Genomic DNA, 18426 nt, shown 5'->3' with positions numbered 1-18426 from the left:
TCCTTGCACATCGTGGAGGCTCGCGTGCGGCGTCAGCGACGCTGCGATTGCCACGCGGCAGGGTGCCTCGTACAAAAACGCCGATGGTTCCAGACTCGGCTTCTCGGCAGGTCATCCGGCCGGCATCGGACGACACGCGGAGAGCGCTTCTGGCGGTCGCCGTCGCAGTCTTTGCCGCGTGGAGCTGGCTCGCGCACGGCGGCCTCTCCTCTCCCGCATTCGACGTCGACTCGTTCGACTATGCGCAGATGGCCCGGCAGCTGTACCGCGGCCAGGGGTTCACGATGCAGCAGACGTTTCCGTACGTGCTGCACTTTCTTTCCGCGCATGGGGTCGCCACTGAGCCGCCGTGGCCCGACACCACGCGCTTCCCGCTGATCGCCGTCGAGGAAGCGGCGGCGTTCGCCGTCGTCGGACCGGACGATCGCGGCATCCTCGTCGCCGGCGGCGCGCTTCTGGTCGCGACAGTCGTCGCGGTCTTCCTGCTGGCCGGGCGTCTGTTCGGCATCAGCGCCGGCGTGCTGGCGGCTCTCGCGGTCGCGGCCGAAGCCGAGCAGCTGCGGCTAAGCCGCTCGGGTCTGCTTGAAACCGGCAGCGGCCTTTTCATCGTGCTCGCCGCTCTTGCGCTGGTCGCATCCACCGAATCCGCACGAAGTCGCAGCGCGAGCCTGCTCGGGATTCTTCTCGGGCTCGCATTCCTGCAGCGCTACGACCTGCTTGCGCTCGCGCCAGTGGCTGCCGTGCTTCTCGTGGTGCGCCGCGAAGACCAGCGTTCACCCAGTATGCTCTGGTGCACGGCGGGATTCGTTCTCGCGGCCGGACCATGGCTCGTTCGCAATCTGCTCACGATCGGCACGCTGCTGGGTTCGACTTCAGTCGATCGCAATCTTCTCGGCGGAATCGTGCCCGGCGATGTCTACATGGCGCCGCAGACGCTGAGCGCATGGCAGGTCGCGCTGGAAAATCTTCCGGCGTTGTCCGCCAAGCTCGTAACGGGGGCGACGTGGATCGGCGAGCACGCCGGCGAGATGTTCGGCGGCCGCTTTGCAACCTGCGCTGCGCTGGCGGCCGCAGCGCTTCCTATCGTATCGCGCTCGCGGGCCGCCGCGACGGCGTGGCTCTTTGCAGCGGGAGCACTCGCCGCTCGCGCACTGCTGCTGTCCCTGATGCACAACGAGCTGCGTTTCTATGCGTCGTTCACGCCGCTGCTGATCGTGCTTGCGGTCGGAGCCGCAATCACGTTGCTGCGCCGTATTTCATCTCGTGCACGAACGGCGGAGCCGGCGATCGCGGCCTTCGCGTTCGCTGCCATGGCGTTCACGCTTCCGCCGCTGCCCGCATCACGGTCATTTCCACCACCGGAACCGTTCGCGTCGCTGCGACAGCTCGTGCCGGCCGGCGCAGTCGTTGCGAGCGATGCGAGCTGGAACGTTGCCTGGTATTCGGACCTGCCGTCGGTGCGCTTTTCCGGACAGTGGCCGGAGCTCGCCGGGACCGAGCAGGCCGGGGTGCGCGTCGGCGCCGTGCTCGTGCGCGGTCCGTACGCGCGCGAGTTCGAGGCGGGTCATGAACGGGCGGGCGGCGGATTGTTTCGTGCCGGCCCCGGCCTGCCCGGCGGCTACCGGCTCTGGCTGAGGATCGACGGCAGCGCGAGCCTCGTTCCCGCCCCTCCTGGCCCGGCAGCGTCTCCAGGCACGACTCCCGAAGCGACGACGCGGGCCGCGTCGCTCGGCTACTCTTCTTCCTTGTCCTGATCCTGGTCGTCTTCGACCTTTCGCCTGGGGGCGTTGTCCTCGTCATGCCTGGCGGGCTTGCGATACACACGGCTGTCGCGCTCGCCGGCGATGCCGCCGCGGTCGGCGCTGTTGCCGCCGTACCGATCGGCGCTGGTCCCGCCATACAGGCTGGCGCTGCTGCCGCGCTCGGGCGCCTTTCCCTCTTTGGCTGCCCTCCGGCCGGCAAGCTGGAGGTTGCCCTCCGCTATACCGGTCGTCGGGGCGTCCGCAGCAACCCGCACTGCCGCGAACGCTCGCGCTGCCGGCGACGCGAACGCCGTACAGGTGACGAGGCACGTGAACAGGCTGATCAGGACGGAAGGATCGGGACGACTTCTCGATTTCACGGCATCTCCAGGGGTCCGGTTTCCATGACCTGTTTCCGCGAGGATCGGCCCTTACGCAACAGCCGAAGTTTACTGCCTGGCGCGCCAGCCCTCGATGGCCGCATTTCCGGCCGATGCGTCGACCGAATCCGCGACCATCGCGTCCCCTCTCCCCGTCATCACGCTGCCGATGACCGGCAGCCGATGACGCGTTGCGGTCGGCGCCCTGGTCCACCTTGCAAACATGCACGATGTTTTTGTGTCGGCGACCCGCGTACGTGCACAGCGATTTTCGCTGTGTTTTGCTGCAAATAAGTAGAATTCACAGCCACTTCCGCTAGTTACGGCGTTTTTCTGTTTTATAGCAAGCTAAAAATATATTTGTCGAAGCGTGCACTTATTGATCTAAAAACTCTGGAACTAAAAGTTCAGGTGAGTAACTTTGAGGCTGAGCAGAGGGACCGATTCCGCAAGGGACGCAGCTCATAACGCTCGAAAGAAAAAAGGACTGGGAGGAACGTCAATGACAACTTTTACAACTCGCAAGCTCGGCTTCGTCTCCACACTGGCTCTCGCCACCGTACTTTTCGCCGGCGCCGCTCAGGCCGCCGACTCCAACGATCGCGTCACTCCGCCGAATCCGAACGACGTCGCGATTCTTCGCGGCCTGCTCGCCCTGCAGCACCCGGCTCTCCGCCAGGCGATGCCGTCTGTGATGCCTTCCACTCCGAGCCCGGCGGCACTCACGACTGAGCCGGGCGCGCCGAGCGGCACTGCTCCCGCAGCGACCGAAGGCGAAGCCTGTGTTTCACCTGGATCGAACGGTGCGTGCGGATTCCCCGAGACCAGCAACGCATTCCGCGCATCGCTCGATCGCGCGATGGCCGCGGCGGGATTCGACACCGAGCGCCTCTGATCGCACGGTTCCGTTCGCTTGCGCTTCCAGCTCGTGACGCCCGTCGCGTCTGGACGAAAAGCGCTGCCACGAAAAAAGGGCCGCCCTCGGGCGGCCCTTTTCTTTTGCGATCGGCGGTTCGTGCCCGCTCGTCAGGGCGCGGCCACAGGCACCGGCCAGCAGTGGTCGGGATAGGTTTCGCCCGGAACCGGAACCGCCCACGGGCAATCGTCCTTGCAGTCGGGAATACCGTCACCGTCCTGATCGGTCTGACACCAGTCCGTGCACGCATTCGCAATGTCGTTGGGACACGGGTCCTGGCAATCGGCGGTGCCGTCTCCATCGCTGTCGACGGCGGCAGCCGGGTCCCATGGACACGGATCGATGCAGTCACCCGCGCCGTCTCCATCCGAATCGTTGTTGCACGGATCGAGGCAGGCGTTCTGGAGATCGTCGGGACAAGGATCGGCGCAGTCCGCCCAGCCGTCGCCGTCGGAGTCGGCGGTATCGGGATCGCATGGACATGAATCCGTGCAGTCTCCAATCCCGTCGCCGTCCGAATCGGTTGCGCAGGGATCTTCGCAGAGAGAATGGCCCGGATAGATCACTCCACCCGGCGCAGACTGATCCGAGCCGCGCTGCAGGAACTCGACGGCCGTCGACAGTCGCGCGACTTCGCCGCGAAGACGTGCGACCTCGGCGCGCAGCATCTTTCGCCTCGGTACGGTGGCTTCGTCGGCCTGCGACAGGCCGGCCACGAGCAGAACTGCCATCACCAGAAGACCAGCCGGACGAGAATTGCGTAATGACATGGCGCCTCCTTGAGACCCGCCTGGAGACCCGCCTGGGAACGGTCCAGGACCCAACCTAAACTCCCCGCTGCCGGACCTGTCAATTGGCCGGGGACCCGTCAGAGACAGTCCGCGAAGCTTTCGGATTCGGGAGCAGCATTCGGAGTGTTCCGGTCGCGCTCGAGCAGTAGATTCGCGCCATGAACGCCAGCGAAACAGCTACCGCCGTCGAGTCGGATCCGCGTTGGGCCGCCGTGCTCGCGCGCGATGCCGCGTCCGACGGCCGCTTTTATTACTCGGTGCGAACCACCGGCGTGTATTGCCGTCCGTCATGCGGCGCGCGGCCGCCGCGACCCGGCAACGTCGCGTTTCACCGAAGCACTGCGGAGGCCGAGGCCGCGGGCTTTCGGCCCTGCAGGCGATGCCGGCCGTGCGATCCGCCGCTCGCCGAGCGCAACGCTGCCCTCGTTGCCGAGCTCTGCCGCATGATCGAATGCGAAGACCACGCACCGTCGCTCGAAGAGCTTGCACGCCGCGCGTCGATGAGCGAGTCGCACGTACACCGGCTCTTCAAGTCGGTTACGGGAATTACGCCGAAAGCGTACGCGAGCGCGCATCGCGCCGCGCGCGTTCGACGCGAGCTGCGCACTTCACCGACGGTAACCGATGCCATCTACGAATCGGGTTACAACTCGAACGGCCGATTCTACGAACGCTCGGACGAGCTTCTCGGCATGACGCCGACCCGCTTTCGCGCCGGCGGCGACCGCACCGAGATCCGGTTCGCGATCGGGCAGTGTTCTCTTGGTGCGATTCTCGTGGCGGCAACGAGCATCGGCGTGTGCGCGATACTCCTCGGCGACGATCCGGAAGAGCTGGCGCACGATCTCGAGCGGCGTTTTCCAAAAGCGACGATCATCGGCGCCGATGCGGACTTCGAGCGGCTCGTGGCCACGGTGGTCGGCCACGTCGAGCATCCGCGGCCTTCGAGCTGGTGCGCGCGATCGCCGGGCGAGGGTTCGCATGGACTGCACGACCTGCCGCGCCAATCCGACGAGCTGCCCCTGGATATCCGCGGGACCGTCTTCCAGCAGCGCGTCTGGCAGGCGCTGCGCGGGATTCCAGCCGGATCGACGGCGACGTATGCCGAGATCGCGCGCGCGATCGGCGCACCGAAAGCCGCGCGCGCCGTCGCACAGGCGTGCGCAGCGAACTCAATCGCAGTGGCCATTCCGTGTCATCGCGTGGTCCGGCTCGACGGTTCGTTGTCGGGCTATCGCTGGGGCGTCGAGCGCAAGCGCCGACTGCTCGAGCGCGAGTCTCGAGCCGAATCGTGAAGGCCGCATCCGGCCGTGCTCCCGCGAGCGAATCGCTCGCCGCGCGAGTTGCGGCGGTGCCGTGGGCGAGCGTCGCCGCCGACCTCGACTCGCAAGGACACTCGATTCTGCGGCGATTGCTCGACGTCGAAGAGACCGCGCACCTCGCGGACATGTATCGGGCAAGCGAGTTGTTCCGCAGTCGCGTCGTCATGGAGCGGCACGGCTACGGACGCGGCGAGTACCAGTACTTCGCGTATCCGCTTCCGGAGCTCGTGGCCGGTCTTCGCGAGCTGCTGTACGCGCGGCTTGCTGCGATCGCGACCGCATGGAGCGCGGCCAGAGGCCGCGCTCCGTTTCCTGACGACCATCGGGACTACGTCGCCCGCTGTCATGCGGCCGGGCAGGCAAGGCCGACTCCGCTGCTGCTGCGATACGGCGCAGGCGACTACAACCGCCTGCACCAGGATCTTTACGGTGACGAGGTGTTTCCGCTGCAGGTCACGATCCTGCTGTCGAAGCCGGAGATCGATTTTACCGGCGGCGAGTTCGTCATGACCGAGCAGCGCGCCCGCATGCAGTCGCGGCCGATGGTCGTTCCTCTGGATCAGGGCGATGCCGTCGTGTTCGCGGTGCGCGATCGTCCGGTGCAGGGAGCGCGCGGCCTTTCCACTGCGGTGCTTCGCCACGGCGTCAGCGTGGTGCGCAGCGGCGGACGGCTGACCGCGGGCATCATCTTTCACGACGCGCGCTGAGCATCTCGCCGTCCGCCGGGAGCGCCTGCTAGTAGACCTTCCTCGTCCGGATGACTTTCGACTTCGCCTTGATGGACGCCATCTCGTCCGGATTCAGGTATTTCCAGGCGGAGTCCATGATGGTTCCGTAATAGTTCTCGAGAAGCGGACCGACGGCGTTTGTAAAACCCGGATCCGAAAAGTTTGCGGAGAACGCCGGCTTGGGCGGCTCGACGAAACCGTTGGGTGACTGCAGCATCGGTCGTCGCGTCGTTCCGCGCCAGCTCACCTGTCGACCGTCGAGCTCGATGCGCTTGGTCCACATCTTCTCGTGAGTCAGGCTCTCGGAAACAATCAGATTCATTCGCGCTCCGACCTGAACCGAGCCGCTGCTGCTGCAGGACGCCGGAAACACAAAAATGCTGCACGCCTGTGCCGTTCCCAGATCGTCGAACGACAGGTCGATCTCCGCGTCGATGATCAGATCGGTATCCTGCTTGTCCGGGAACGTCATCTCGTCGAACGTCACGAACGGGCCCCGAGTCGTAAAACCGTGCGCATTGAGGACTTCCTGGAAATCCTCGCCCATCGACTTCTGGAATTTGGCGAGCACTGGCGGGCGCGAGTGGCCGAACCCGCTTTCAGCGGTTGCCGGGAACTGCGGGTCCACCACCGCGAACGCGACCTTGGCGGAGCCGGTCGCGGCCTGACTTGGTGGAACGAAATCGAACTTGGGAACGTAGTTCGGTGCTGGCGGCTCTGTCGGTCCCATCGGCATACAGCCGGAAATGAGGCAGGTGGCGGCCAGCATGGTGAACGATGCACGGATCGAGCGGTGAAACATTCTCAAACCCCTTTTTGGCTAAACTGTCCAGGCATCGAGGGGTGGAAAAATTGCTTCCCTTTCCTCAACTCCTGTCCTTGCTCCTGTGCCGGTTTGCCCGAGGCAACACAAGGTTCCACGGCGATAAATGTGAACAAGCTCGCGATGTGTAATTTATCACGTTTCGCCCATGGCGCACCCTGCCTTGGCTTCCGACAAAAAACACCAGCGGCAAAGGTCAATTCCGCGGCAGGAAACGGAGAGCGCTCCGCAGCAACGTGCGGCATCCTTCGCAGAAACGAACGGAGGATCCCGATGGCAACATTTCTGCTTCTTCACGGAAGCTGGCACGGCGCATGGTGCTGGCACAAGATCGTTCCCCGACTCGAGTCCGAAGGCCATCGCGCGATTGCCATCGACCTGCCCGGACGCGGACGCGCACCGGCGCCAGCGCCGCTGGTCGGCCTCGGCGCGATGGTGCGCGCGTGCGAGCGCGCGCTTCCGGCCGGCGCAAAGACTACCGTCGTCGTGCACAGCCGTTACGGAATCGTCGCGTCGGCGCTCGCCGAACGCGCGCCCGAGCGGATCGAGCGCACGATCTATCTTGCGTCGTTCCTGCTCGCGTCGGGAAAGCGCGTGCTGGACTACGTCCCCGATCACGACTCGATGATGCCGGCCAACGTCGTCGTGAGCCGGCTCGCGATGTGGGACTGGCTGAAACCGAGCGCGTATCGCGAGGCACTCTACGCCGACTGCACGGACGACGATGTCGCGCTTGCGTCGAGCCTGCTCGTGCGCGAGCCCGTGCGGCCTGCGCTTTCACGCCTGCGTCTGACCGACGACCGGTACGGCCGCGTACCGAGGGCGTATATCCGGCTTACCGACGATCGTGCGGTTTCCCCCGCACTGCAGGACCGGCTTCTCGGCGAAACGGAGGTCGAGCGCGTGGAATCGCTGGCGGCCGGACATTCGGCCTACTTCTCGCAGCCGGATCTGCTTACGAAAACGATCCTTCGACTCGCAGGTTCGTAGCGGTACCGCCCGGGATGCGGCCGCTCCTCAGCGCGAGCCATCCGCGCAGCACGCGATAGATCACCCACGCACCGACGACCACCGCAGCCAGAAAGAACGTGACGAACCCGAGCCCGAACAGGAGGATGAGCGGAAGCGAGATCGTCCCGGCAATGATCATCCACAGCAGCGCGTACCAGAACGTGCGGATCTGCCAGCGGAAATGGTACTGCAGCCACGTGCCCTCCACTTCCGGCTGGCGCGCATAGTTCATGACGACCGCAAGGATCGACGGAAGCCCGAACACGAAACTGCCGATGATGGTGGCGGGCCCCGAAATTCCGATCAGCACCGACAGCGCATGAAGCGCGTAGATCGCATGCGTGTAGGTGACCAGCGACGGATCCGGAAGGCGGCCGCTGCCGTCGCGGAAGGCATCGTTCGGAGGCATGCGAGAAGCGTAAGGCATGTCCGCGGGCGAGGAATCGGTCATCGTCGTGCCCCTTTGTACCGAACCGTCGTTGGCGCTATCGCCGGCACCTCGCCGGCGGCGCACACGAGGATCGCGCAGACGCCAGCGGAACACAGCCCGTGACGATCGACAAATCATCTTCCGATTCGGCATCCGCCGCCGCTGATTCGGCATCCGCCCGCACTGAATCGCCAGACGCCGACGCGGAGCGTGCGTCGGCCGCTGGCGAACCGGCGAACGCCTATGCCGAAGCCAAAGCGCGCGTGCGTGGCGGCGCCGATCCCGACATCGAGGCGCGCCGGCTCGTCGGGCAGATGACCACCGGCGAAAAGCTCGGCTGCCTCGACGGCGACACCGATTTCTGGCCGGGCATCATCGACATGGCCGGCGGCGGCTACTACCTGCATCCGTTCCCGGCGGCCGAAGTAGCGCGCCTCGGATTCCCCGGCCTGGTCTTCACGGACGGTCCGCGCGGGATCGTCGTCGGCCGTTCGACGTGTTTCCCGGTCACGATGGCGCGCGGCGCCACGTTCGACGTCGAGCTCGAGGAGCGAGTCGGAGAGGCCATCGGAATCGAAGCGCGCATCCACGGCGCCACGTTCTACGGCGGAGTCTGCGTCAACCTGCTGCGGCATCCGCGCTGGGGCCGCGCGCAGGAGACTTACGGCGAAGATCCCTGCCATCTCGGCGAAATGGGCGCCGCGCTGGTGCGCGGAGTGCAGCGTCACGCGATGGCTTGCGTGAAACACTTTGCGTGCAACTCGATCGAGAACGCGCGCTTCAAGGTGAACGTGATTGCCGACGCCGACGTGCTCGACGACGTGTACCTCGCGCACTTCCGGCGCATCGTCGGCGAAGGCGTGGCCTCCGTGATGACCGCGTACAACGCGCTGAACGGCCAGTGGTGCGGCGACAGCCCGGCGCTGATCGCCGCCACGCTGCGCGAGCGCTGGAAGTTTGCGGGCTTCGTCGTCAGCGACTTCATCTACGGTCTTCGCGACCCGATCGGCAGCGTTGGCGCAGGCCTCGACATCGAGATGCCGTTTCGCCAGCAGCGTGTGCGCGCGCTTCCCGCGGCGCTCGCCGACGGGCGGCTTCGCATCGAGGACGTCGACGCGGCCGCCATCCGGATCGTGCGCACCGTGCTGCGCTTCGACGCCGCGACGCCGGACGCGGCGCCGGATCCGGCGCTTCTCGCCGGCGACGCGCATCGCGCGCTCGCGCGCCGGGTTGCCGCTGAGGCCATCGTGCTGCTGCGCAACGAGAGCGTCGACGCCGAGCCGGTGCTTCCGCTGCGTGCCGCATCGCTCCGGCGCATCGCTGTCTTCGGCCGCCTCGCCGACGTCGCGAACCTCGGCGACGGCGGATCGAGCAACGTGCATCCGCCTTCGGTGGTCACGCCGCTCGCCGGGCTGCGCGCAGCGCTCCCGCACGTCGAATGGACCGGCGATGCGGCGGGAGCCGACGTCGCGGACCTCGCCATAGTGGTCGTCGGTTTCACCTGCGACGACGAAGGCGAGTTCACCGGCGGATTCTCTTCCGAGCTCGCCGCGCTGATGCCGCCTCCGCCCGACGAAAGCGCGTGGACCAAGCTTGGCGAAGCGGGCCAGCAGAAGCTCGCGATGGCTCCCGGCGGCGACCGCGACTCGCTGCGTCTTCGAAGCGAAGACGAAGAGCTGATCCTCCGTATCGCCGCGCTACAGCCGCGCACGATCGTGCTCGTGATGGGCGGCAGCGCCGTCCTCGTCGAGCCGTGGATCGAGAACGTCGCCGCGGCACTTCAGGTCTGGTACCCGGGCATGGAAGGCGGACATGCGATCGCCGATGTGCTGACCGGTGCCGTCAACCCGTGCGGCCGGCTGCCGTTCGCGGTCCCGACCGACGAATCCCATCTTCCGCACTTCGATCCGGATGCGAGCGAGATCCGTTATGACGGCTGGCACGGCCAGTGGCTTCTCGATCGCGACGGACATGCCGCGCGCTTCCCGTTCGGTTTCGGACTCTCCTATTCGCGTTTTTCGATCGAATCCGCGGCCGTCGAATCCGGGGGCCGCCAATCGCACGCGCCGCCCGAGATCGTCGTGCAGGTCGCGAACACCGGCAGCACCAGCGGCTCGACCGTCGTGTTCTTCTTTCGCATCGACGGCCTGTCGCGTCGCAGACTGTTTGCGTTTCGCAAGGTACGGCTCGACGCCGGTGCGCGAAGCACCGTGCGCGCGCCGGCCGGTGACCCTGGACGAATCGTCGTTGCGCAGCATGCCGGCGATGCGCACGCGATCGAGCTCGAGGTGCCGGAGTGATGCGCTCGCGGCTCGCCGCGCTGCTGGCCGCTGCGGTCGCGGCCGCATCGTCGTGCACGCTGCAGCACGGACAACCTGGTTCGGAGGAAGCGCCCCGAACCGCTGCGCTCGCCGATACGCGCTCGCTCGGCGAGCCCGGTATCTCGCCCCTTCTCGACACCGGCCGCACCATCACCGACGAAGCGATCCGGTATCCGTCGAGCCCGCTGCCGCAGGTGGTCGCCCAGACGATCGTGCTCGAGCCGGGACAGTCGACCGGCTGGCATCGTCACGGCGTGCCGACGTTCGGCCACATCCTTTCGGGAACGCTCGAGGTCGAATATGCGACCACCGGCCGGCGCGTGCTCAAGGCAGGCGACAGCCTGATGGAATCGATGAACGTCGCACACAACGCGGTCAATCTCGGCCCCGAGCCGGTTCGCATCCTCGTCGTATTCATGGGCGCTCAAGGAAAACCTGCCGTCGTGAAAACCGATCCTCCTGCCATGCCCGCCGGTCTCGGCGGAAGCCGTACGTCCGAGCTCGTCGAGCTCGCGTCGGTCGATCCCGATCTTCATTTCGACATCCGCTACGCGACGGCGAACAACTTCACCGGAAAGCCCGTTTACGCCGTCGCCCGTGCGATGATGCAGAAGCCGGCAGCCGAAGCGCTGCGCCGCGCCGACCGGCGCGCGCATGACGCCGGGTACGGACTGCTCGTCCTCGATGCGTATCGTCCGTGGTCGGTTACGCGGATGTTCTGGGACCGCTATCCGATGCACCGCGCGTATCTTGCCGATCCGCTCGCGGGTTCGCGGCACAATCGCGGCTGCGCCGTCGACCTTACGCTGTTCGACCTCGCGAGTGGCCGTGAAGTGCCCATGCCGAGCGCTTACGACGACTTCAGCGAGCGCGCACATCCCGCATACGCAGGCGGCACTGCTGCCGAGAGAAAGGCCCGTGACCTTCTTCGCACACTGATGGAGGCCGAAGGTTTTACAGTCTACGAAAACGAGTGGTGGCACTTCGACTATGCGGGCTGGAAGGATTGGCCGGTTCTCGACGTGCCGCTCGATTCGAAGGACTTGCGGGAGCGCTGATTCAGTTTCACGCGCTTTACGCGCACTTCCCTCACGCACAGAACATCGCACTGCTGCGACGGTTGGCCGCACCCGTGCGACCATGCACGATCGAACGGACAGCCATCGGCGATGCGCGAGCGCGTCATCAGCCGGCGCGCCGTCGCACGCGACGATGCGCAAACAGCATTCCCAGCGCTGTTCGGTGCTCGCGCGAGGCCTGCGAGCCGGACGCAAGTCAGCGCTCGTCGCAAAACGCAGCTCCGGCATGTTTCTTGTTTATTCGCGGTGCCTGGGAGGGACACCACGATGGCTATTTCTGTTTCCCGGCGCGCGCGCTGCGCTCGCGACGCCGGGGTTCGCCCTGTTGTAATCACGCTGCCGGCCGCGCTGCGCCGTCTGGCCATGGCCGCGACGCTGGTCGTGACCGCGGCCGCGACTGCGTTCGCGCAGTGCCCGGTCTCGCTGCCGGTCCAGGGCGCGCCGCCGCCGCAACCGGTCTTCCCGGCCGACAACTGGTGGAACCTCGACATCAGTGCGGCTCCGGTCGATGCGAGCTCGGCGGCGTTCATCGCGTTCATCAACAACGGCGGGACCAGGAAGCTCCATCCCGACTTCGGTGGAGAAGTCTCGCCCGGAAGCACGGCGATCTACGGCATGCCGTACGCGATCGTCAGCGACACGCAGGCGCCGCAGGCCGTCACGTTCCAGTACTGGGACGAGAGCGACGGGGTCGACATGACAACCGGCCAGGGCGTGCCGTTCTATCCGATCCCGGCGCAGGCGATCACGCAGGCGCACTGGGTCGAAGGCGGCTCGCCGGCCAACGTCGACCAGCGCAGCTCGAGCGACCGCCACCTGCTGATGATCGACTGCGTCAACCGCCATCTCTACGAGCTCTACAACGTCTACTACAACGCCACGCAGTCGAAATGGTACGCGGGCTCCGGCGCATTCTTCGACATGAACACGAGCGACCGTCGCCCCGATGGCTGGACGTCGGCCGACGCGGCGGGGCTCGCGATCTTCCCGGGGCTCGTGCGCTACGACGAAGCGTTCCATCCCGACCTCAGCGCCGAGATCCGTCACGCGTTCCGCGTCACCGTGCGCGCGACCAACGGCTACGTATACCCGGCTTCGCACCGCGCCGGCACGACCAGCGGCGCGCTGCCGATGGGCGCGCGTCTGCGCCTGAAGACCAGCGTCGGCGGCAGCGATCCCGCGCTTCGCACAGCCGATCCGAACCTGCGCCGGATCTTCCGGGCCATGCAGAAGTACGGCCTGATCGTCGCCGACAACGGCACCGACATGTACGTGACCGGCACGTTCGACACGCGCTGGAACAGCGACATCCTCAATCCTGCGTTCTCGCTGCTGTCGGCAAGCGACTTCGACGTGATCGAGCGCGGCTGGAATCCGCCGACCGGCCCGGCAGCGCTGAGCACGATCGCCGCCAGCCCGAATCCGGTGGTCGGCGGAAACTCTTCGACCGGAACGGTCACGCTGACGGCGGTGGCTCCGGCCGGCGGCGCGAGCGTTGCGCTGTTCACCGCGAGCCCCAACCTGGCAATACCGGGCAGCGTGCTCGTCGCGGCCGGCAGCGTGGCGGCGTCGTTCCCGATTGCCACGTCGGCAGTTTCGACCAGCACGACCGGAAGCATCTCCGCCACCTACAACTCGGTGAGCAAATCGGTGACGCTTACGATCAATCCCGTCCCGCCTCCGCCGGCCGCGGCACTCTCTTCGCTTGCACTGTCACCGACGTCCGTGATCGGCGGCGGCTCGGTCACGGGAACCGTCACGCTGACCGCAGCGGCGCCCTCCGGCGGCGCATCGATTTCGCTCGCAAGCTCGAACACGTCGCTCGCGACGGTACCGCCGGCAGTCGTCGTTGCAGCAGGAGCGACCACCAATTCATTCACGGTCACTACGAAGGCGACCAAGAAGCCGTCGAGTGTCACGATCTTGGGAAGCTATCTCGGAGTGACGAAGTCGGCGCCACTGTCGGTCCGCCACAAATAAAATCGGGGACAGACACCGATTTCCGTAAATCGGTGTCTGTCCCCGAATCGCCTCCGCGGGCGATACCAGTCAGTTCAGCAGCAGCATCTTGCGGTCGGTCGTGTGGCCGGCTCCGACCTTGCGCAGCTCGCGGTTGAAGTTGAAGCCCGCGCCGCTTTCGAACGACACCGGCTTGATCGTGTAGAACTGGATCGCTTCGGGAACGTACGACGCTTCGTGCAGCGGCACATCGCTGAGCAGCTTCGCCTCCTGGGCCTTGCGCCCGGCAAAGCGGCAGACCGGAACGCTGCGCAGCTGCGACTTTCCGACCGGCCCGATCTCGATGTTGTTGCCGTAGAGCCACTTGTAGAACGGCTCGCGCTTGTTCGAGATCCACGTCTTGACCGGCGTGTGCTCGTTGCTGCGGTACGCAAGGTAGAACTGCACGCCCATCGCCTCCGGTTTGCCGTCGGCGTCGATGTCGAACACGTCGTAGCACTGCGGAAGGTCGCGGAACGTCGGAACCCTGGTCAGCGTGTCGGACTCGCTCGGGACGATCTGGCGCAGCTCGCTCATGTGTCCCGAGGGAAGCCGCGTGCAGCCGTGCGACGTCGGCCCGCGGCCGACCACCCACAGGTTCTGCATCGCCTTGCCGTCGCGCTCGCTCGTCGCCTTCCGCCACGCCGGCGGAAGGAACGGTGTCGAGTCGAGCTGGCAGCGCACGCCCGCGTTGTGGAACGCGTTGTACGTGATGCCGCCGGCATGCTGGTAGGCAAGCAGCGGAATGAACCCGTATCCCGGATTCGTCGACAGGTAGTCGACCATGCCCGTCTGTCCCCTGCCCTGGTCGCGGCGCATCAGCGGCCAGATTCCCGTGACACCGAAGTCCGGAAGCTTCTCGCCCTTGTAGCTGGTCGTGCCTTCGACCGTTCCGGCCGGATAGATCGTCGTGAACTCCACGGCGTCGACGGCCCCGCCCGTCGCGCGATAGTGCCCGGCAGTCGCAGCGGTGATGAACGCTTCGACTTCGGAGCGGAATGCGGACGAATCCGCTCCGCCGGAGCGTGCTGCAGCAGAGGCTCGCGAAAGCGCCGCCGAGATCTCCGGAGTCAGCGCCGTCAGGTTCACGCGACCGGGCAGCACCGCGTTGGCCGCGTCGAGCTTTGCGACGTCCGAGCTCTCGTCGAGCGACGTCAGCACGGAATGCCACGCTGCCGCGAGCGTCGCGACCGGAAGATGCACGCGGAACACACGCTCGGGGTTGAGCGCGCTCATCACGTCGATCGCCTTCTTTCGACTCGCGTCTCCGCCGCGCGCGGCCGCTGCCACACCCTGATCCTCGAGGCCCTTGACGAAGCGCTCGTACTCGCGGTTGGTCGTCAGCACCATGATCTTGCGGTCGATCAGCTCCTGGTAGGTCTTGTGCCGCGCGTCGAGGTCGCCGAGATAGTTGTCGAGCTCGGCGTCGCCGAGGACGACCGTCACGCGCACCTGGTTGCCGCGCCCGAGCTCGATGTGAAGCCGCGAAGGATCCTGCGTGCGCGGTGCGAAGCCGGTGTAGAACGACGGCTCGTACCAGTGGAAATACACGCCCTGCGGCGGCTGGCTTCCGTCCCACGCCGTCTCACCGGCATCGAGGGCCGCGCGCGCGCCGACAGGAAGAAAGAGCATGCCGCAGCACGACGCCAGCAGGAGGCCGCAGCGAACGATACGAAGCATGCGGGGAACACCGGAAGTACGGACAGTCATCGTCGATCTCCAGGTCATCTCGGAACGTCGGACAGCGAAAGACGGTCTTTCGCCGAGGCCGTCACGGCCCCGCCGTCGAGCACCGCGAGGGCCGGAACGTTCTTGACGCTTTCATTACCGATGAACGGGCGCGACTGGAACAGCCAGAGCTTTCCCTGCGAGAATCCGAACTCGATGTCCCACGGACGCGGGCGGCCCTGGGAATCCCTTGCCGGCTCGAGCTTCTGGTCGATGGCTTTTCCGGCAGCGACGATCTCTTCGACTTCTTTTGGCGAGAGCACCTCGTCCTTGCCGCTCGACGGAACGATCCGGGTGCCGCCGTTCGGAAGCAGCGCATTCTTCCATGCGGACTTGTAGAGCGTCAGCACGTCGACCTTCGTCGGCGACCAGCGCAGGGTTTCGGCCGAGGTGCCGTCGACCGCGCCGCCGACGCCTTCGGACGTCGCGATGACCATCTTCGTGCGGTCGCCGTTCTCGATGTCGCACGTCACGAGCACACCGGACTTGTCGGACGGCACCGACTGGAGGATCACGACCGACGGCAGCACCCACAGCGGCTGGTCGATCAGCGTCTGGCGCCACGAGAACGAACGCAGCTCGAACGGCGACGCCCACACCTCGCGAAGCCCGCTGTAGATGTCGTCGAGCGAGCCCATGTTGAAGATCGTCAGGTTGAGCCCTGCGCCGTTGAAGCTGTCGAGATCCTCGACGTTGGTGTCGCTTCGCACGAAGCAGCCGGTGGTGTCGTTGTTTCCCGGGCCGCGAAGCAGGCCGTTCTTGTCGAGCCCGTCCTTGATCGCCGCGCGAAGCTCGGGCGACAGCGGCGACTGCTCGATCGAATAGCGGATCACTTCGAGACGCGGCGCGATCCACTGCGAGAGCTGGTGCGGATCCTTGACCGACGGGATCATGGTATCGAAGAATTCCTTGAACGTGCGCTCGACGTACGCCGACAGATGCTCGCCGGCCGTCGCCACGTTCGCGGCCCGCTGCGACGGAGGGATCGACACCAGCGCGTGGTCGTAATGGTCGCGGTACGCTCCGAACGGAACCACGATGCCGCGCGCGACCTTGTCGGGGAACAGGTGCTTGAGCTCGCCGAGAAAGGCGCCCTTCGGCCCACAGATCTTGCCCGAATCGCTGCGGCGGATCTCGGCGAGGTCGATCGGCAGCTTTTTCGAAAGATCGATCTTGTCGGTGTCGATGTGCAGCTTCGGCGCGCCTGCCCCGAACCCCTCGCCGGTTCGCTTGTCGTTGCCGGTGTATTCGGCCCACGCGCCCTTCTCGGCCGTGGTCATGTCCGACATTTCCTTGAGGATCGCGCGTCCTCCGGGAGTCGCCGCGTAGAACACCAGATGACCGTCGTGGGGCTTGGCGCGTTCGAAGGCGTCCGGACCGAGCACCGTGTTGGGAATCCCGAGCGAGCGCGCCAGCAGCTGCACGTGCGAAAGCACGTTGCCTTCGCCGGCAGTCAGGATGCCGGCAGCCGGCTCGAGATCGGCCGGCGTCTCGGCAAGCGCGACGATTTCGTTGCGTGCATAGGCGTCGTCCTTCGGCGCGACGCGCAGCTTGCCGACGGCGAGACCCGGATTGAGCACGCGCACATCCCCGGTGATCTCGCTGCCGAAGACCTCGTGGCGCTTGGCGCCGGCGCCGGCAGCGTAGTCGTCGAGCTGCCCGTAGACCTTCGCGAACAGCAACAGCGGCGAGCCGCGCAGGATGTCGTCGCCGATTCCCGCAACCTGCGGCATCAGCAGCGTCCACTGCGCCCAGACCTCGGCATACGGCAGCGTCGCGTTGGCCTGCGCCCATTCGACGATGCGCCCGGTCTGGCGCACGCCCTGTGCGAATTCTTCGCGCGACGGATGGTCGTTCGCCATCAGGTCCGCAAGTGTCTTCTGGGCGGACTCGTGCTCGCGCTCCACGAGCAGGCCGGCGCCGTAGGCGGCGTCGGTCAGCGCCGACAGCAGCTCGAGGTCCTGCTTGACCGCCAGCTTGGCGCCGCTTTCGAGCAGCTTGAGGCCGCGGTGCTGCAGCACGGCGGCCGCCGTGATGTCGAGGTCGATCAGGCGCCTCGCGTCGGCGTGCGAGACCTTGCCGGCCGCGACGGTGCGACGCGCCTCGAGCATCAGCTGGCCGAGCGCGCGCATGGCGGCAATCGGCTCGGCGCTCGTGGCAGGAACCATCGCAGTGAAGCGGCTGCGCAGGGCCGGATCGGCGATCTCGTCGAGCTGCGAGCGCATCGCGCTTTCGTCGAGAGCCGTCAGTCTCGACAGCTCGAGCAGAAGAGCCTCGACCTGGGTGCGCACGCTGCCCTGCGGCTGCTTGTCACGATACGCGGCAAGGATCGGGATGATCCCGGGAGAAAGCTGGTTGTGGATCGCGTCGCGCAGCGGCTTGAAGTCGGGCTTCACCGACTGGATGCGCACCGCCATGCTGCGGACTTTCTGCACCTGGCCGAGATCGTCGCGAACGAAGTAGCGTCGCTGCAGCTCGTACGCGAGCGGAAAATGCTGGTTGTCGTCAAAGCCCGGCTCGGCAAGATAGCGCTCGAAAAACGCAGTCGATGCTCCGGTCTCGTACTCCGAACCCGACAGGCCGCCGTACGCCTTCAACTGCGCGAGCTTGTTGTTCGGATTGGTCTCGACGAAATACTTCTCGAGGATGTAACCGCGCACGAGGTCGTGATGGTTCGGGATCTGCGGCCAGAGCCACAGGTCGCTGGAGAAGATGTTCCCGATCCACACCCGGTTTTTCGCGAGCGCCTCCGCCCACGGTGCGCGAAAGGCCGCGCAGAACAGCTCATTGTTTCCGCACGGGCTCGTGATCGCACCGCGCGCGTTCATCACCGGGATCTTCGCGTTGGTGCCGCGACAGACGCAGAAGTTCTCGGTGTACGGCCCTTTGAGCTTCGACAGACTGGTCGCGAAGTCGCGCTTGAGCTCGGCCGTCTCCTGCGGCGACAACTGCGGGGCGCGCATCGCTGCGGCCGGATCCGCCGTACGGACGACGGCCGCAACAGCGAGCACCATCGCCAAAGAAAGCCGTCGTTTCCTGCACTCCATCTCGTTCTCCTTCGGTGGGCCGCTGCCCGCGGCTCACGTTGGTCAGCTTCGCTTGCTTCGCGGGTCCGTTGCGCGACCTTGCGCATTCGTCGTGGCGTGACCGATCGCGT

General features: G+C 66.1%; 14 protein-coding genes. 8 read left to right on the top strand and 6 right to left on the bottom strand.

The genetic code is table 11. The features are described from left to right. The first annotated feature begins 83 nt into the window (after positions 1-83). Positions 84-1754: a glycosyltransferase family 39 protein gene (locus tag VN634_03820; GenBank protein ID HXC49986.1), complete on the top strand. Its 1671-nt coding sequence runs from the start codon at positions 84-86 to the stop codon at positions 1752-1754. Here VN634_03820 and VN634_03815 read toward each other — a convergent pair. Further along, positions 1733-2122, bottom strand: coding sequence for a hypothetical protein (locus tag VN634_03815; GenBank protein ID HXC49985.1), 390 nt, complete (start codon positions 2120-2122; stop codon positions 1733-1735). The two genes, VN634_03820 and VN634_03815, sit on opposite strands and share 22 nt — an antisense overlap. Positions 2123-2624: 502 nt before the next feature. Between VN634_03815 and VN634_03810 the strand changes: the two genes are divergently transcribed. Next, on the top strand, positions 2625-3017 hold the full coding sequence (locus VN634_03810) for a hypothetical protein (GenBank protein HXC49984.1): 393 nt from the start codon (positions 2625-2627) through the stop codon (positions 3015-3017). Between the two features lie 131 nt (positions 3018-3148). Here the strand turns inward: VN634_03810 and VN634_03805 are convergent, their stop codons facing one another. Then, positions 3149-3808 carry a thrombospondin type 3 repeat-containing protein gene (locus VN634_03805; protein ID HXC49983.1) on the bottom strand — a complete coding sequence of 220 codons (660 nt, stop codon included), beginning with the start codon at positions 3806-3808 and terminating at the stop codon, positions 3149-3151. A 179-nt stretch (positions 3809-3987) separates the two neighbouring features. Here VN634_03805 and VN634_03800 point away from each other — a divergent pair, with 179 nt between their 5' ends. Both VN634_03800 and VN634_03795 read left to right on the top strand, forming a co-directional pair. Then, on the top strand, positions 3988-5124 hold the full coding sequence (locus VN634_03800) for a methylated-DNA--[protein]-cysteine S-methyltransferase (protein HXC49982.1): 1137 nt from the start codon (positions 3988-3990) through the stop codon (positions 5122-5124). After that, a complete protein-coding gene (locus VN634_03795) occupies positions 5121-5858 on the top strand; it encodes a 2OG-Fe(II) oxygenase (GenBank protein ID HXC49981.1) in 738 nt (245 codons plus the stop codon). Before VN634_03800 ends, VN634_03795 begins: the two co-directional genes overlap by 4 nt. 28 nt (positions 5859-5886) lie before the next feature. Here VN634_03795 and VN634_03790 read toward each other — a convergent pair whose 3' ends face one another. Beyond that, positions 5887-6681: a hypothetical protein gene (locus tag VN634_03790; GenBank protein ID HXC49980.1), complete on the bottom strand. Its 795-nt coding sequence runs from the start codon at positions 6679-6681 to the stop codon at positions 5887-5889. Between the two features lie 294 nt (positions 6682-6975). On the opposite strand from VN634_03790, the gene VN634_03785 reads away from it, so the two are divergent. Beyond that, a complete protein-coding gene (locus VN634_03785; protein ID HXC49979.1) occupies positions 6976-7692 on the top strand; it encodes an alpha/beta fold hydrolase in 717 nt (238 codons plus the stop codon). On the opposite strand, the gene VN634_03780 is transcribed toward VN634_03785, so the two are convergent. Continuing rightward, positions 7658-8122 carry a hypothetical protein gene (locus tag VN634_03780; protein HXC49978.1) on the bottom strand — a complete coding sequence of 155 codons (465 nt, stop codon included), beginning with the start codon at positions 8120-8122 and terminating at the stop codon, positions 7658-7660. The genes VN634_03785 and VN634_03780 overlap by 35 nt on opposite strands. 140 nt (positions 8123-8262) lie before the next feature. On the opposite strand from VN634_03780, the gene VN634_03775 reads away from it, so the two are divergent. From VN634_03775 to VN634_03765, 3 genes are all read left to right on the top strand, one after another. After that, positions 8263-10443 (top strand): glycoside hydrolase family 3 C-terminal domain-containing protein, encoded by a 2181-nt coding sequence (locus VN634_03775; GenBank protein HXC49977.1) that lies wholly within the window; start codon positions 8263-8265, stop codon positions 10441-10443. Next, on the top strand, positions 10443-11522 hold the full coding sequence (locus tag VN634_03770; protein ID HXC49976.1) for a M15 family metallopeptidase: 1080 nt from the start codon (positions 10443-10445) through the stop codon (positions 11520-11522). Before VN634_03775 ends, VN634_03770 begins: the two co-directional genes overlap by 1 nt. Positions 11523-11810: 288 nt before the next feature. Next, complete coding sequence (locus VN634_03765; GenBank protein ID HXC49975.1) at positions 11811-13523, top strand: hypothetical protein; 1713 nt, start codon at positions 11811-11813, stop codon at positions 13521-13523. Positions 13524-13592: 69 nt separating this feature from the next. On the opposite strand, the gene VN634_03760 is transcribed toward VN634_03765, so the two are convergent. Both VN634_03760 and VN634_03755 read right to left on the bottom strand, forming a co-directional pair. Then, entirely contained in the window at positions 13593-15251 is a 1659-nt protein-coding gene (locus tag VN634_03760) for a hypothetical protein (GenBank protein ID HXC49974.1), read from the bottom strand. Positions 15252-15265: 14 nt separating this feature from the next. Further along, a complete protein-coding gene (locus VN634_03755; GenBank protein ID HXC49973.1) occupies positions 15266-18316 on the bottom strand; it encodes a PEP/pyruvate-binding domain-containing protein in 3051 nt (1016 codons plus the stop codon). Between the last annotated feature and the right edge of the window lie 110 nt (positions 18317-18426).

Source organism: Candidatus Limnocylindrales bacterium (assembly GCA_035571835.1).
In the GTDB taxonomy this organism is placed as follows: Bacteria; Desulfobacterota; Binatia; order UBA1149; family CAITLU01; genus DATNBU01.
Note: the sequence above shows the minus strand (reverse complement) of the source record. Positions and strands in the feature narration are given on the sequence as shown.